Below are 14,061 nucleotides of genomic sequence, written 5' to 3'. Positions count from 1 at the left end.
GAGGCTCTCGCCCGCCGCCCCTGCCTCGCTGACGCGGGACGCCCCGCCGCCATTGGAGCGGGGACCACACACGCCGGCGCCGGGGCCGCCCGCGCCGCCGCCCGAGGCGCCGGCCAAGCCGCCGCCGCCGCCCGTCGCCGTCAGAAGCGCTGTCGCGCCCAGAGAAATGATCGATGCGCCGCCGCCCGAGCCGTCGGTCCCCACGCCGCCCGCGCCCCCGGCGCCGACCTCCACGGTCAGGCCCGACGTCACTTGATCGGCCGACCAGAGCGCCCGGCTGACCCCGCCCGCGCCACCGCCGCCGCCGCCGAAACGTGCGCCGGACGCGCCGGACGCGCCGGCTCCGCCGCCGCCGCCGCCCCCAACCGCGATCGCCTCGATCGTCCGTGCCCAGGCCGGGACGTCGTAGTGTCCGGCCTCCTCGAGCACCGTCACCTGCCGGCGGACAGCCCCGAGGGCGAAGCTGAAGCGCCCGGACTCGCGATCCACCCAACAGGCGTCGCGCCAGACGCCGCCATCCGCGCTGACTTTCAGCCGGAAGTCGTCGTCGCCGATCAGGCCCAGTTCCGCCCGTCCACCCCATCCGCTCTGGAACAGCAGGGACAGGACATCGCCCGGACCTTCCTTGTTGAAGGTGAAGCGCAGGTCGCCGTCGCCGCCGGCCCCGGCCTCGAGCGCCGTCCACAGGGCCTTGTTCAGTCGGGCGGCGAAGGGATTGCCGGCGTCGGCCGTGGTCCCGATGCCGAGACGGCTCAGTTGCTGCAGCGCCCCCAGCCGGGCGCCGAGCGGCGCCCAGGCCCCGCCGTCGCGGACGATCAGTTCGCCGGCGTCGGCGACAAGGACCACGAGACCATCGGGCGCCGCCACGACGGTCCAGCCGCCGGCCTCGGCGCGGATCAGCGCGCCTTCCGGCCGCCCGGCCCAAGCGGCGCCGGCCGCGCCGGGCGGCAGGATGTACAGGGCCCCGTCTGGCGGATCGGCCGGCTGCGTCTGGACGGTCCGGCTGACCACCGCGGTCTGCACCAGGGCGTCGAGCCGGGTCAGGGCCTCGTTCAGCGTCACATGTTTCTGCATCTGGCCCGCCGCCAGGTAAGGCAGGCCGAGGCGGGCGGTCTGGTCGTCGCTCATCACTGATCTCCGAATGTCTGTCGGGGATCAGTGTGCGGCCGTCCGCTCCTGTGGCGGGTTCAGGACGCTGGCGGGCGACTCCCGCCCTTTGGAGTCAAGGACTTGGCCAAAATTATTGTGACAGGGAGGGCCGAAAAGGTAGCAGAGAATATCGCCGTTCAGTCGTGCAGATAGATCACCCGCCGAAGACCCGGTTTGCGCTTCATCTCGGCCAGGTGTCGATCATGGTCGCCGGACGCCCGCGCCTCGCGCTCATTGGCCTCGACCCAGTGGGTGGTCTCGATGTCCTTCTGCAGCGCCCTGGCCGCCATCAGGTGGCCGGGGAAGAAGAAGTCGACCACGTCGGGGGCGAAGGGAATGACCTCCCCGACGGCTGTCGTGGCGCTGTCCAGACCCAGATAGCCCGCCATTCGCGCGATCGTCGCCGGCGAGGCCTTGGCCCGGACCGCCTGCGTCAGCAGCCAGGCCGAGGCCCCGACGCTGTAGACCGTGCCCACGACGGGCACCCAGGTCAGCAGGCCGTCCAGGCCGATGCCGAATGGGCCGATGCCCACCGCCCGGTCGGAGAGCTTCTTCACCCCCTCGACATTGGCCCAGATTTTCTCGATATCGCCGATGGTCCGTCTGGCCATGCCACCCCTTCCCAAGCGAGACCGTAACGCGCCATGACGACCCCCGTTCAACGCGAAACGCAAGGGCCGCGCGACCGGGCTCGACCGTGGCTCCCGGCCGGCCCCGTGGATGGTCTGGTCAGGCTGCTGTTCGCCGCGCCGCTGGGTCTCGCCCTCGTCGCCCTCAGCGGGATCGGCCACCGCTGGCTCGACATCCTCGCCCAGTTCACCGCCCCGGCCCTGATGGTCACGGCGGTGCTGACGGTTGTGACGGCGCTGACGCGGCTCAGGACGGCGGCCCTGCACGGCGTCGTCGCCTGCATCGCCCTGATGATCGCCCTGGCCCCGCAGTGGTTCCCGGGCGGACCGCGCCCCGCGCCCGGCGCGCCCGTCCTGCGGCTGTACTCGGCCAATCTCTACTATCTGAACGACGACCTCGCCGCGATCCGCGGCTCCATCGTCGAGGCCGACGCCGACATCGTGGTGCTGATCGAACTGGGACGCCACGCGGCAGGCCAGGCCGACGTGCTGCTGGAAGGCTACCCTTACCGCGCCGCCTCGATGCGGCTGGACCAGACGCGCGGCCCCTCCCGATCCGTGATCGCCTCGCGCTATCCGCTGACCCCCCTGGCCGATCCGCCCGACGGCCTGCACTCCGTGGCGGCGGTGGCGCAGACGCCGCTCGGCCCGTTGAACGTGGTCGGCGTCCACCTGACCCGGCCCTGGCCCTTTCAGGAGCAGTGGGGCCAGATCAGCCAGACCATGGCCCTGCAGGCGGTGGTCGAGGGCCTGAGCGGCCCCGTGGTCGTGGCCGGGGATTTCAACAGCGTCTCAAGCGCGCGGATCGGCCAGCAGGTCCAGCGCGACCTCGGTCTGCATCCCGCGCCGGGCTTCCCGGGCACCTGGCCAACCGACCTGCCGGCGCCGCTGGGCCTGACCATCGATCAGGTCTACGTCTCGCCCGAGCTTGCCTTCACGGGCCGGCGGCTGGGACGCCCCACCGGCTCCGACCACCGCCCGGTGGTGACCCGGATCACCCGCGCGGCGGACTGACCAGCGCGGCCAGCCGCTCGGCGTGGCCAGTCGTCGGGAAGTCGTCGGCGATCCAGCCATCCTCGAACGCCTTCAACAGCCGGCCGGTCTCCGGGCCCGGTTGCACGCCCAGCGGGGCCAGGTCGCGGCCGCCGACCGGCAGGCGCGGCCTCTGCCATCCGTCGGCCAGGCCCAGCAGACGCCGGGCTTCATCGGCCCGACCCGGAGCCTCGGACCGGTGACGGCGAACAGCGTCAGCAACGGCCGGCGCGCCGAGCCGATACAGCGCCGCCCGCGCCTCCCGATCGCTCATGCCCAGGTCGACCGCCGGATACGCCCCGGCCGCGTCAGCCAGCCGGTCCCGCATCGCGTTGGACAGGCGCAGCCGCGTCGCCGCCGCCCGCACCACGCCTTCGTCGGCCGGAAGCAGCAGCATCAACCGCACGACGGCGTCGGCCTCCTGCTCGACCGCGGCGTCGAACGCGGCGGACGGACGCCCCTCCGGCAGGATCTGTTCCACCACCCCGGCCTCGGCCATGGCCGCCACAGCGGCTCGAGGGTCCGGAGCCGCCAGCAGTTTCATCAGTTCGCTGGAGACCCGCTCGGCCGACAGCCGCGTCATGCCGGGGGCCAGCTCACGGCAGGCGGCGAGCGCTGCCGGGTCCGGCGCGCCGCGCCCGTACCAGGCGTGGAAGCGGAAGAAGCGCAGGATGCGCAGGAAGTCCTCGCGGATGCGCGTCTCCGGATCGCCGACGAAGATGATCCGGCCCGCCAAGGCGTCGGCGACGCCTTCGCCGGTCGGGTCGAAAACCACCCCGGCGGCGTCGGCGTAGAGGGCGTTCAGGCGGAAGTCGCGCCGGGCCGCGTCCTCGCCCCAGTCGTCGGTGAAGGCCACCGTGGCCTTGCGTCCGTCGGTCGAGACGTCGCGGCGCAGGCTGGTGATCTCGAACGGCTGGCGCTCGGCCACGGCGGTGACGGTGCCGTGGGCCATCCCGGTCGGCACGGCCTTCAGCCCCGCCGCCCGGATGGCGCGGTCGGTCGCCTCGGGCTTCAGGGTCGTGGCGATGTCGATGTCGGCGACCGGCTGGCCGATCAGGCTGTTGCGCACGCAGCCGCCGACGAACCGGGCGCAGCCGGGACCGCCGGCCGCCTCCAGCGCGGCGATCACCGCGCGGGTCGCCGACGCCGTCAGCCATGGCTGGCCTTCGAGAGGAGCGGTCACGCCGCGTCCTCGTCGACGGCGGCGGCGGGCTCGGCCTCGTCGCCGTACAGGCGGGTCCGCAGCCCGCGGACGATCGAGGCGGTCGCGCCCCAGATATAGCGCTCGCGCCACGGCATGGCCCAGAACCACCGTCGCGGCCCACTCTCCGGCTCGTAGGACTCGCGGCGATGGTTGGCCGGGTCCATCAGGAAGTCCCACGGGGTCTCGAACACCTCGGCGACCTCGTCCGGCGACGGCGTCACCACCGGCGGCTCGCGCAGCCAGCCGACCACCGGCGTGACCAGAAACCCGGTCACCGTCTCATAGGCGTCGCCGACGCCCAGCACCTCGACGACCCCGGGATCCAGCGCCACCTCTTCCCACGCCTCACGCAGGGCGGCGCGCTCGGCGGTCTCCCCCGGGTCGAGGCGGCCGCCCGGAAAGGCGATCTGGCCGCTGTGGCTGGCGAGACTGTCGGAGCGGCGGGTCATCAGCACCGTGGCCCCGTCGGCCCGGGCGATCACCGGCACCAGCACGGCCGCCGGGCGCAGGGTCCGGCCGGATCGCTCGGCCCCGGGATTGAGGTCGTAGTCCGACTGCTGCGGCAGCCCGTCCGGGGTCCAGTCCGCCGTCGGCGCCAGCCGCTCGATCAGCCGCTCCCGCAGCGAGACCAGGCTCATCGGCCGTCCGCCCCGGTCGCGCCCAGATCAAAAGCGGCGCCGCCGGACCGCACCACCAGCCGGCCGTCCTCAAGGGCGGCCAACTCCACCAGCTCGTAGAACACCGGACGGGCGATCCGCGCCCACAGATCGGCGCGGACATGCAGGGCCGGGGCCGGCTCGCCCGTCGCCGCGTCGGTCTCGACCCGGATCGGATGCTCGTCGCCGGCCTCGACCACGTCGCCGACATCGGTCGTGAAGCCCAGAACGCCGTCCGCCTGCGTCAGCGCGACGGCGCGGAACGGCAGGTCCTCGACCCGCATCGCCAGCTTCTCGACCGGGGTGACCAGGCAGTAGCCGTCGGGATCCTTGCGCAGCACCGTCGAGAACAGCCGCACCAGCTCGGCCCGGCCGATCGGCGAGTTCTCATGCAGCCACGTCCCGTCGCGGCGGATGACGATGTCGATGTCGCCGCAATGCTCCGGATGCCACAGGTGCACCGGCGGCAGGCCGCGGCCCTGCGCCGGCTTCGCGGCCTCGGCCAGGGCCGCCAGTCCGCTTTTGTGATCCGTGGGCTCAGCCATGGCCCAGACTTAGACCTTGCGGTGACTCTGGCAATGGTTTCCACGTCCGGGTCACGCCCGCGCGGTCACCATCCCGCCCGGCGAACCCTCGCCGCGCCACAGCAGCCGGGCCGGATCGACCGGCCCAGGCAGGCGGACTTCCGGCGCTGCGGTGAAGCCGAACCGGCCGAAATAGGGCGCGTCGCCGACCAGCAGGACGCCCAGCCCGGCCGCCGTCGCATGCGCCAGACAGGCCTCGACCAGATCGGCCCCCAGCCCCGCCTTGCGATTGTCGGCGGCCACGGCGATGGGCCCCAGAAACAGGGCCGGCGCGCCGTCGATGGCGATCGACCACAGCCGCACGGAACCCAGCAGCCGCGTGCCCTCGCGGACCACGAACCCGGCCCGCACGCCGGCCCGCTCGCGCAGCCGCTCCGCCGTCTTGGCGAACCGGCCCGGGCCAAAGGCGGCCAGCACCAGCGCCTCGACCGCCGCCGCGTCGGCGGGCGTCTCGGCCTCAATGCGCAGGACAGGGGTCAGGGTGGGGGCGAGCATGGCGCGCGCACCTAAGGACGGCGCGCTCCCGAATCAACGGAATTCATCACCCGGCTTTCGAGAAATCGGGTGCGCGCTTCTGGCTGAAGGCCATGAAGGCCTCCATCGCTTCGGGGCTCTTCATCTGGCTGCCGAAGGCCTCGCCCTCGCGCTGCATCAGCGCCCACAGCGCCTCGGCGTCCCGCATCAGCCGCTTGGTCTTGCGGATCGAATTGGGTGCCCGGGCCGCCAGCTTGGCCGCCAGCTCCGCCGCCGTCGCCTCGACCTGGTCGGCCGGAACGGCCCGGTTGGCCAGCCCCCAGGCCACCGCCGTGCGCCCGTCGACCGGCTCACCGAGGGCGAACATCTCGAACGCCCGCTGGTGCCCCAGCACCGCCGGCAACAGCAGCGACGACGCGGCCTCCGGGGCCAGCGCCAGATTGATGAACGGCACGGACAGCAGGGCGTCCTCGGCCACCACCACCATGTCGCAGTGCAACAGCATCGTCAGGCCGATGCCAACCGCCCGGCCGCGCACCGCCGCCACCGCCGGCTTGTCCAGCTCGGCCAGCGCCTTGAGGAAATGGAACACCGCCATGTCGAACGGCTGGTCGGTCTGCGAGCCGATGGCGATGAAGTCCGCGATGTCATTGCCGGCCGAGAAGCTGTCGCCCTCGCCGCGGAACAGCAGCACGCGCACGGCGTCGTCGGTCCGGGCCTGTTCGGTCGCCTCCGACAGCGCGGCGTACATCGCCTGGGTGATGGCGTTCTTCTTCTCCGGCCGCGCCAGCGTCACCGTCAGCACGCCGTCGGCCAGTTGTGTCCTGATATGATCCGTCACGTCTCTGGTTCCTGTCTGGTCAAGGTCCACCAATCCACGCCGTCCGCGTCGCGCCTGCGCGAAACCCGGCCCCGGTGGAGCAGATAGTTGAGATGCGCCAGGCTTTCGCCCGTCGCCATGCCTCTGACGCCGTCGCCGACCGGGCGGGCGAACAGGGCGGAAAACACGTCCACCGCCCGGCACGGCTCGCGCAGGGTCCGCTCCAGCCGCTTCAGCGCCGTCCGGTGTCCGCGGATCAGGCCCTCCAGCCGCGCCTGCACGCCGCGGAACGGCTCTCCATGCGACGGCAGCACCAGCACCTCGTCCGGGAACACCGTCTTCATCCGCTCCAGCGAGCCCAGCCAGTCCCCCAGCGGGTCGGCGTCCGGCTCGGTCGGCCACACCGACACATTGGAGGATATCTTCGGCAGGATCTGGTCGCCGCCCAGCACGACCCCGTCCGACTCGCGCCACAGACAGGCGTGCTCCGGACTGTGTCCCTCGCCGACGACCACCCGCCAGTCCTGCCCGCCGATGCTCAGCCGGTCGCCCTCGCGCATCCGGACAAAGCCCGTCGGCATCGGTGAAACCACCCGCCCGAACTGGCCATAGCCGGTGCGATACCCCTCCACCTGGTCGTCATCCCAGCCTGCCGCCCGGTAGAAGACGGCGCCGTCCTCCGGCGCGGTGCGCCCCGTGTCGGCCAGCAGCATCCGGGCGGTGACATATTCCAGCCGGGTCATCACCAGCGGCGCGGCGAAGCGTTCGCACAGCCAGCCCGCCAGACCGATGTGGTCGGGGTGCATGTGGGTGCAGATCACCCGCGTCACCGGCTGCCCCTCCAGCGGCCCGGCCAGCAGCCGCTCCCAGTCCTCGCGGCCGGCGGGCAGGTCCAGCCCGGTGTCGATCAGCGCCCAGCCCGCCCCGTCCCGCACGGCGTAGACATTGATGTGGTTCAGGGCCATGGGCATGGCCAGCCGCATCCAGCGGATGTCCGGCGTGACCTCGACCGCTTCGCCCGAGGCCGGCGGCGACGGCCACGGATAGGTGAGGCCGCGCTCTTCGCGCGCCGGCCCATCCGGTTCCGTCACGGCCAGTCCGTCCGCCAAGTCCGTCTCCAATCAAAACTCACGCGACCATAGGCCGAAGCCGGGACCGCCGTCCAGCACCGGCGCCCCTACGCCTTGACCCCGCCACACGCGGCGGCCAAGGGTTTTCGGGAACGGTTTCCCTTCGGAGTATCGACGTGTTCAAGAACAATATCTTCACCGTGCTGGGAGCGTCTCTGGCGTTGGCCCTGGCTGCAGCCCAGCCGGCTTCGGCGGGGTCCGCCCCCCAGCCTGGATACGCGGCCGCTGACTCCAGCCCGCAGAGCGCGAGCGATCGCGCCAGAACGCGCCAGCGGAACGACCGCGAACGCCAGGCCCCCGCCGCTCCGACCGCGGAAGAAAACCGCGCCGCCGCCCAGACGCTCGCGACCAGCGCCGGGGTCGATTGCCAGGTGTCGGAAGCGACGCTTCTCGGCGTCACCGCCGAGTCGCACTCGACCTATGAACTGGTCTGCGCCGGCGGGTCGGGCTGGCTGATCGTCGGCTCGACGCCGCCACAGACGTTCAACTGCATCGAACTCGCCGGCCAGGCCGAAACCAGCCGTCTGCGCGATCCCGAGGCGGATGTCGGACAGCAATGCACCCTGCCGGTGAACCTCAACCCCGTGCCGGTTCTGTCTGCTTACGCCGCGGAAGCCGGCGTTGACTGCACGGTGGATCAGGCCGCAGCCGTCGGCAAGAATCCGGCGGGCGATCTGATCTACGAGATCGGCTGCGCCGACCGTGACGGCTATTGGATCGAAAAGGCCGGTGACGGCTGGAAGACCAGCCCCTGCTGGGATCTGGCGCTGCAGAAGGTCGAATGCCGCTACACCACCGCCGCCGAGACCGCCGGCGCGTGGACGACCATTCTCGCCGGCACGGACGCGGCGGCTTGCGTCGTCCAGGAGGCCCGCCGGGTTGGCCGCGACGTCCAGGGCCTGCTGGTCTATGAAGTGAAATGCGGCGCCGGCGACGGCTATTTCGCCCGCATTGGCGAGACCCGCACAGCCCAGCGAGTGCATGCCTGCACCACGCCCCAGGCGGCCGCGCTCTCGGGCGGCTGCACGCTCACGGCCGCCGCCCCGGCGACGACCGAACAGTAACGGCTTTTGGCCATTCTGAAGCAGACGCCCCGGGGACCTTCCCCGGGGCGTCTTTCGTTTGAGCGATCGGTGCTTCACAGAGCCCCCCGACGCGCCGTAGTCATGGGCGATGCGCATCGCCACCTGGAACGTGAACTCGGTCAACGCCCGCCTGCCGACGGTGCTGGCCTGGCTGGAAGCGGCGACCCCGGACGTCGCCTGCCTGCAGGAAATCAAATGCATCGACGAGAAATTCCCGCGCGAGGCCTTTGAGAGCCTCGGCTATAACGTCGAGACGCACGGCCAGAAAAGCTACAACGGCGTCGCCCTGCTTTCGAAATACCCCTTGTCGGACGTCCGCCGCGGCCTCCCCGGCGTCGACGCCTCGGGCTTCGAAGCCGATGCGGAACAGTCCCGCTATATCGAGGCGGTGATCGAGGCGCCGCGCCCGGTCCGCGTCGGCTGCATCTACCTGCCCAACGGCAATCCGCTCGGCACCGAGAAATTCGCCTACAAACTGGCCTGGTTCGACCGGCTCCACGCCCACGCCCGGAATCTGCTGGCGCTGGAGGAGCCGTTCACCCTGTGCGGCGACTACAACGTCATCCCGACGCCGGAGGACGCGCGAAATCCCGCGGCCTGGACCGGGGACGCCCTGTTCCAGCCCGCGACCCGGGCCGCCTTCCAGGCCATGCGCCATCTCGGCCTCTCCGACGCCGGTGAACTGGGCGGACAGCCGCCCGGGACCTTCACCTTCTGGGACTATCAGGCCGGCGCCTGGCAGCGCGACCACGGCATCCGCATCGATTTCCACCTGCTGTCGCCGCAGGCCGCCGACCGCTTCCGGTCGATCGAGACCCACCGCGACGCTCGCGACATGGACAAGCCCTCGGATCACGTGCCGGTCGTCGTCGAGCTGGAAGACTGACCATGGCCGAGGTGCTCCGGGTCATCCTGCTCGTGGCCCTGGCGGCGGCGGCGCTGACGACGGCGATTCTGGTCCTCGTCTGGTGGATGGAGCCGGTGCGCCGCATGCGTCGCGCCCTGCTGAAATCGCTGGGCGGCGCGCCCGAGGCCGAGGCCCTGTCGCCGGCCGAGGGCCGCGCCGCCGGTCTCGACTTCGACGGCGCCCAGGTCGCGGTGCTGTGGAACCGTGGGGCGACGGGCCTGGTCTACGCCTTCGACGAAATTGACGGCGGCGAGATCATCGTCGACGGCCACGTCGTCGCCCGCGTCCGTCGCGGCGAGACACGCAAATCGCTGGACGTGCTGGCGCCGGACGCCGAACAGGTGGTGCTGCGGCTGATGTTCGGCGATGCCCGGCACCCGGAGTTCGAACTGGCCCTGTGGGACGCCACCCTGCCGGTCCAGACCAGTTCGCCGGGCGAGGCCTTGCGGCTGGGCCGCCGCTGGCTGTCGCACCTCGAGGCCCTGCTGAAAGGCTGATCGCCCTTCCTACCCCGTCGCCGGAAGGCTAGAAGGCCCGATCCCTGCCCGAGTATCCGGAGCGCCCGCCGTGGCCCGCCTGTTTGACGCCTACATCATCGCCAACTGGACCGCCGCCGAAGGCAAGAAGCTGGGCGACCAGTCGATCTGGATCGGCGTGGCCAAGCGCGACGTCCGCTTCCGCCTGTATACCGAGACGCACAACGCCGCGACGCGGGCCGAGGGCGAGAAACTGCTCGCCGGCCTGTTGGCCGACCACCGCAAGCGCGGCGACCGGGTGCTGTTCGGCTTCGACTTCAACTTCGGCTTTCCCGCCGGCACGGCCGGGCGGCTGCAGCTGAGCGGCACGCCGTGGCAGGCGATGTGGAAATTCCTCGCCGCCAATGTCGTCGACAAGGCGGACAACACCAACAACCGCTACCAGGTCGCCGCCAAGATCAATCGGCTGATGACCGACAACGCCTGGCCGATGTGGGGCGCGCCCGCCAAACAGGCGCAGCGCTGGCTGACGACCACCAAGCCGCCGCCGGGCTCGGGCGCCGACATCCCCGAGTTCCGCGCGACCGAGGTCGCGGCGCGCAAGGGCAAGCTCCAGCCAAAGAGCGTCTGGCAGATGCACGGCGCCGGCGCGGTCGGCGGCCAGACCCTGGTCGGCATCCCGGCCGTTCGCCGCCTGCTGGAAAGCCTCGGCCCCTCGGGCGCCGTCTGGCCGTTCGGCACCGGCTGGCGCGCGCTGGAGCCGGCCGACGTCGAGCCCCTGTCGACGCTGGTCGTCGAGGTCTGGCCGTCGATGTTCGACGCCGCGCCCAACCCCGGCGAGTTCAAGGACCAGGCCCAGGTTCGCGCCACCGCCGAGGCGCTGGCGAAGATGGACGAGGCCGGCGAGTTGTCGAAGGCCTTCGCCCCGCCCAAGGGCGTCGACGAGGCGCGGATCGAACAGGTCGAGCTGGAAGAGGGCTGGATTCTGGGCGCCTGATCCCCCACATCACTGGATGTCGGCGTCGGACCGCCGGAATTTGTCCGAAGTGTCCGAAAGTGTCCCACGAAATTTCACCGGCTCGGACACTTTTCTCGCCTAGCGAGAATAGGGCCGGGTTCTCTACCCGATCAGGGCCCGGGCCGCCGCGCGTGCCTCGTCGGTGATCTCTGCGCCCGACAGCATGCGGGCGATTTCCTCACGCCGCGCCGCCTCGTCCAGCGTATCGACGGTCGTGGTGGTCATCCCGCCGGCGTCGGCCTTGCGCACCTTCCAGTGGGCGTGGCCGCGCGCCGCGACCTGTGGGCTGTGGGTCACCACCAGCACCTGGGCCCCGGTCGATAGCCGCTCCAGCCGCGCCCCCACCGCCGAGGCCACGGCCCCGCCGACCCCCTGATCGACCTCGTCGAAGATCATCACCGGCTGGCGCTGGTCCTCGCGCCCCGCCAGCGCCGCCTTCATGGCCAGGGCGAAACGGGCCAGTTCGCCGCCCGAGGCGATGGCATCCAGCGGCCCGAAGGGGGTCCCCGCGTTGGTGGCGATCTCGAAGCGGACCGTCTCGACGCCCAGCGGCCCCCGCCGCCCCTCGGCGACCGGCTCGAAAGCGACGCGGAAGCGGGCGCGGTCCAGCTTCAGCGGGCCCAGTTCAGTCATCACCGAGGCGGTCAGCCGCTCCGCGGCGGCCTCGCGCGCCGAGGTCAGCAGGATGGCGGCGACGTCATAGGCCTCCCGCGCCGCCGAGGCGGCCCGTTCGGCCGCGGTGATCGCCTCGGCTCCATCCTCGATCAGCCGCAGCCGCTCGCGGAACCGCACCCGCAGCACCGGCAGGCTCTCGACCGAGGTGTTCAGCTTGCGCGCGGCGGCGCGGAGGGCGAACAGCCGCTCCTCGGCCTTGTCCAGCCGGCCCGGCTCGAAGTCGAAGGCGTTGGCGGCGGCGTCGACGCAAGCGATGGCCTCCTCCGCCTCGACCATGGTCCGGTCGATGGCCTCGGCGGCGGCCGACAGCTTCTGCAGCAGCGGGTGCTCGGGATCTGTCCCCGCCTGCCCGGCCCGCGTCCGGGCGTGTTCGACGGCCCGCAGGGCGGCCGACAGCTTCTGCGACAGCTTGTCCCCGCCCAGCTGGGCGCGGGCGTCGGCCAGATCGGCGACGGCCTTCTCGGCGGCGCCGAGGATGGCGCGTTCGCCGGCCAGTTCGGTCTCCTCGTCGGCACGGGGGTCGAGCTCGTCGAGGTCGGCGAGGTTCTGTGTCAGCTCCTCGGCGTGGGTCGCCGCGTCGGCGGCGGCGGCCTTCAGGTCGGTGACGGTGCGTTCGGCGGCCTTCAGACGTTCCGCCGCTCCCGCCACCCCGTCCAGCTGGGGCTGCAGACCACCGTAGGCGTCCAGCAGGGCGCGGTGGGTCTTCCAGTCCAGCAGGCCGACGGTCTCATGCTGGCCGTGCACCTCGACCAGGGCCTGACCGATCTCGCGCAGGGCGGTCACGCCGGCGGGCTGGTCGTTGACGAAGGCGCGGCTGCGGCCGTCGGCGGAGACGGTGCGGCGCAGGATCAGCTCCTCGCCCGGCGTCACGTCGAAGCCCCGCGCGCCGATCATGGCAATCAGGGCGGGATCGTCGGGCGCGGTGAAGACGGCGGTGGCCGAGGCCTGCTTCGCCCCGGCCCGCACCAGTCCGGCGTCGGCGCGCGCGCCCAGCGCCAGCCCGAGGGCGTCGAGAATAATCGACTTGCCCGCCCCCGTCTCGCCGGTGAGCACGGTCAGCCCGCCCTCGACCTCAAGGTCCAGGGCATCGACCAGAACGATGTCGCGGATGGAGAGCGCGGTCAGCATGGGCTCGCCCGGTCTGGGGTCACGGGGCCGAGGGCGCAGGGATCAGGATGAGGCAAGCGAATCGATCTCTCTGGCGACGCCGGAGAATGCTGGCCTTTCGCCCCCCGGGTAAAGCCCGAGGTTAGAGGAACATACCGGAAACGTCAGCCGGGAATGATCCGGCGCAGCCAGCTTTCACGCTCGCCGGTCGGGGCGACCTCGGGCTGGCGGCCGTCTTCCGACAGCAGGGCGTAGGCCTCGGCGTACCAGGGGCTGCCCGGATAGTTGAAGCCCAGCACCGCGCCGTTGCGGGTCGCCTCTTCCTTGAGGCCGAGCACCAGATTGACCTCGACCAACCGGTACAGGGCCTCCGGCGTGTGCGAGGTGCGCTGATAGGCTTCGTTCTCGATCACCGACTTGTAACGGTTCAGCGCCGCCAGCGGCTGACCGGCGCGTTGGTAGTAGCGGCCGATCTCCATCTCCTTGCCGGCCAGCTGGTCGTTGACCATGTCGATCTTGACCGTGGCGTCGATGGCGTAGGAGGTGCCGGGATAGCGGCGCTGCACATCCTTCAATCCGTCGAGAGCCGCTTGGGCATAGCCCTGGTCCCGGCCCACGTCGGTAATCTGCTCGAAGTTGGACAGGGCCTTCATATAGAAGGCATAGGGCGCGCTTGGATTGCCGGGAAACAGCTGGATGAACCGGTCCGACGCCGCGATCGCCTCGGCGTAATCGCTGCTTTGGTAGGAGGCGTAGATCTGCATCAGGATCGAACGCCGCGACCATTCCGAATACGGATGCTGGCGCTCGACCTCCTGGAAATAGTCGATGGCGTCGTTCCAGCGGCCCTGCTCCAGCCGCTCGTAGCCGGTGTTGTAGAGCGCCTCGACCGGGCGCTCCTCATAGGCCAGACGGGGCCGGTCACGGCCGGCGCAGGCCGAAATCGTCAGGGCTGACACGGCCACGGCCGAGAGGATCAGGCCGGTGCGGAATTTCGAAGCAGGCAAGGACGACCTCAACATAACGGGCCGGCGGGCGTCGACCCGTCGACGCCCCCGAAAAACGAGACGCGATCTCTACACCAGCCGGCAACCCCGCGCCAATGCGGGAAGAAG

At 71.4% G+C, this 14,061-nt stretch carries 15 protein-coding genes; 5 read left to right on the top strand and 10 right to left on the bottom strand.

Annotated elements, in window-relative coordinates:
- Together ACK4JY_RS01200 and ACK4JY_RS01195 are read right to left on the bottom strand one after the other, a co-directional pair.
- On the bottom strand, nt 1–1,128 hold a 1,128-nt coding region (locus ACK4JY_RS01200), incomplete at its 3' end, for a DUF2793 domain-containing protein (RefSeq protein WP_409602359.1).
- A 158-nt stretch (nt 1,129–1,286) separates the two neighbouring features.
- Complete coding sequence (locus tag ACK4JY_RS01195) at nt 1,287–1,760, bottom strand: DUF4112 domain-containing protein (protein WP_409602357.1); 474 nt, start codon at nt 1,758–1,760, stop codon at nt 1,287–1,289.
- Between the two features lie 33 nt (nt 1,761–1,793).
- Here ACK4JY_RS01195 and ACK4JY_RS01190 point away from each other — a divergent pair, with 33 nt between their 5' ends.
- Nucleotides 1,794–2,792: an endonuclease/exonuclease/phosphatase family protein gene (locus tag ACK4JY_RS01190; RefSeq protein ID WP_409602355.1), complete on the top strand. Its 999-nt coding sequence runs from the start codon at nt 1,794–1,796 to the stop codon at nt 2,790–2,792.
- Here ACK4JY_RS01190 and ACK4JY_RS01185 read toward each other — a convergent pair.
- Genes ACK4JY_RS01185 through ACK4JY_RS01160 form a run of 6 tightly spaced genes read right to left on the bottom strand, consistent with a single transcriptional unit; the run spans nt 2,773 to nt 7,657 of the window.
- Nucleotides 2,773–3,993, bottom strand: coding sequence for a CCA tRNA nucleotidyltransferase (locus ACK4JY_RS01185; RefSeq protein ID WP_409602353.1), 1,221 nt, complete (start codon nt 3,991–3,993; stop codon nt 2,773–2,775). The genes ACK4JY_RS01190 and ACK4JY_RS01185 overlap by 20 nt on opposite strands.
- Nucleotides 3,990–4,652 (bottom strand): CoA pyrophosphatase, encoded by a 663-nt coding sequence (locus ACK4JY_RS01180; RefSeq protein WP_409602351.1) that lies wholly within the window; start codon nt 4,650–4,652, stop codon nt 3,990–3,992. Before ACK4JY_RS01180 ends, ACK4JY_RS01185 begins: the two co-directional genes overlap by 4 nt.
- Entirely contained in the window at nt 4,649–5,215 is a 567-nt protein-coding gene (locus ACK4JY_RS01175; protein WP_409602349.1) for a DUF1285 domain-containing protein, read from the bottom strand. Before ACK4JY_RS01175 ends, ACK4JY_RS01180 begins: the two co-directional genes overlap by 4 nt.
- 51 nt (nt 5,216–5,266) lie before the next feature.
- Nucleotides 5,267–5,749 (bottom strand): GNAT family N-acetyltransferase, encoded by a 483-nt coding sequence (locus tag ACK4JY_RS01170; protein WP_409602347.1) that lies wholly within the window; start codon nt 5,747–5,749, stop codon nt 5,267–5,269.
- A gap of 46 nt (nt 5,750–5,795) precedes the next feature.
- Nucleotides 5,796–6,569 (bottom strand): enoyl-CoA hydratase, encoded by a 774-nt coding sequence (locus ACK4JY_RS01165; protein ID WP_409602345.1) that lies wholly within the window; start codon nt 6,567–6,569, stop codon nt 5,796–5,798.
- Entirely contained in the window at nt 6,566–7,657 is a 1,092-nt protein-coding gene (locus tag ACK4JY_RS01160) for an MBL fold metallo-hydrolase (protein WP_409602343.1), read from the bottom strand. Before ACK4JY_RS01160 ends, ACK4JY_RS01165 begins: the two co-directional genes overlap by 4 nt.
- Before the next feature lie 137 nt (nt 7,658–7,794).
- On the opposite strand from ACK4JY_RS01160, the gene ACK4JY_RS01155 reads away from it, so the two are divergent.
- The 4 genes from ACK4JY_RS01155 (at nt 7,795) to ACK4JY_RS01140 (ending at nt 11,143) form a co-directional block, all read left to right on the top strand.
- A complete protein-coding gene (locus tag ACK4JY_RS01155) occupies nt 7,795–8,742 on the top strand; it encodes a hypothetical protein (RefSeq protein WP_409602341.1) in 948 nt (315 codons plus the stop codon).
- A 109-nt stretch (nt 8,743–8,851) separates the two neighbouring features.
- Entirely contained in the window at nt 8,852–9,649 is a 798-nt protein-coding gene (locus ACK4JY_RS01150) for an exodeoxyribonuclease III (RefSeq protein WP_409602339.1), read from the top strand.
- 2 nt (nt 9,650–9,651) lie between these two features.
- Entirely contained in the window at nt 9,652–10,167 is a 516-nt protein-coding gene (locus ACK4JY_RS01145; protein ID WP_409602337.1) for a hypothetical protein, read from the top strand.
- Nucleotides 10,168–10,237: 70 nt separating this feature from the next.
- Nucleotides 10,238–11,143 (top strand): cobalamin biosynthesis protein CbiG, encoded by a 906-nt coding sequence (locus ACK4JY_RS01140; RefSeq protein WP_409602335.1) that lies wholly within the window; start codon nt 10,238–10,240, stop codon nt 11,141–11,143.
- Nucleotides 11,144–11,266: 123 nt separating this feature from the next.
- Here the strand turns inward: ACK4JY_RS01140 and recN are convergent, their stop codons facing one another.
- Entirely contained in the window at nt 11,267–12,967 is a 1,701-nt protein-coding gene (gene recN / locus ACK4JY_RS01135) for a DNA repair protein RecN (RefSeq protein ID WP_409602333.1), read from the bottom strand.
- 143 nt (nt 12,968–13,110) lie between these two features.
- Entirely contained in the window at nt 13,111–13,968 is an 858-nt protein-coding gene (locus tag ACK4JY_RS01130) for an outer membrane protein assembly factor BamD (protein WP_409602331.1), read from the bottom strand.
- Between the last annotated feature and the right edge of the window lie 93 nt (nt 13,969–14,061).

This window comes from Brevundimonas sp. (genome assembly GCF_046295595.1).
Lineage (GTDB): Bacteria > Pseudomonadota > Alphaproteobacteria > Caulobacterales > Caulobacteraceae > Brevundimonas.
The sequence above is the reverse complement of the archived record's forward strand: the minus strand, read 5'-3'. Positions and strand labels throughout refer to the sequence as shown.

What these genes read in the sequence shown, in the direction of transcription:
- ACK4JY_RS01170 (WP_409602347.1), bottom strand. Translation starts at nt 5,749, where the DNA reads ATGCTCGCCCCCACCCTGACCCCTGTCCTGCGCATTGAGGCCGAGACG.
- ACK4JY_RS01175 (WP_409602349.1), bottom strand. Translation starts at nt 5,215, where the DNA reads ATGGCTGAGCCCACGGATCACAAAAGCGGACTGGCGGCCCTGGCCGAG.
- recN (WP_409602333.1), bottom strand. Translation starts at nt 12,967, where the DNA reads ATGCTGACCGCGCTCTCCATCCGCGACATCGTTCTGGTCGATGCCCTG.
- ACK4JY_RS01180 (WP_409602351.1), bottom strand. Translation starts at nt 4,652, where the DNA reads ATGAGCCTGGTCTCGCTGCGGGAGCGGCTGATCGAGCGGCTGGCGCCG.
- ACK4JY_RS01130 (WP_409602331.1), bottom strand. Translation starts at nt 13,968, where the DNA reads ATGTTGAGGTCGTCCTTGCCTGCTTCGAAATTCCGCACCGGCCTGATC.
- ACK4JY_RS01150 (WP_409602339.1), top strand. Translation starts at nt 8,852, where the DNA reads ATGCGCATCGCCACCTGGAACGTGAACTCGGTCAACGCCCGCCTGCCG.
- ACK4JY_RS01145 (WP_409602337.1), top strand. Translation starts at nt 9,652, where the DNA reads ATGGCCGAGGTGCTCCGGGTCATCCTGCTCGTGGCCCTGGCGGCGGCG.
- ACK4JY_RS01195 (WP_409602357.1), bottom strand. Translation starts at nt 1,760, where the DNA reads ATGGCCAGACGGACCATCGGCGATATCGAGAAAATCTGGGCCAATGTC.
- ACK4JY_RS01190 (WP_409602355.1), top strand. Translation starts at nt 1,794, where the DNA reads ATGACGACCCCCGTTCAACGCGAAACGCAAGGGCCGCGCGACCGGGCT.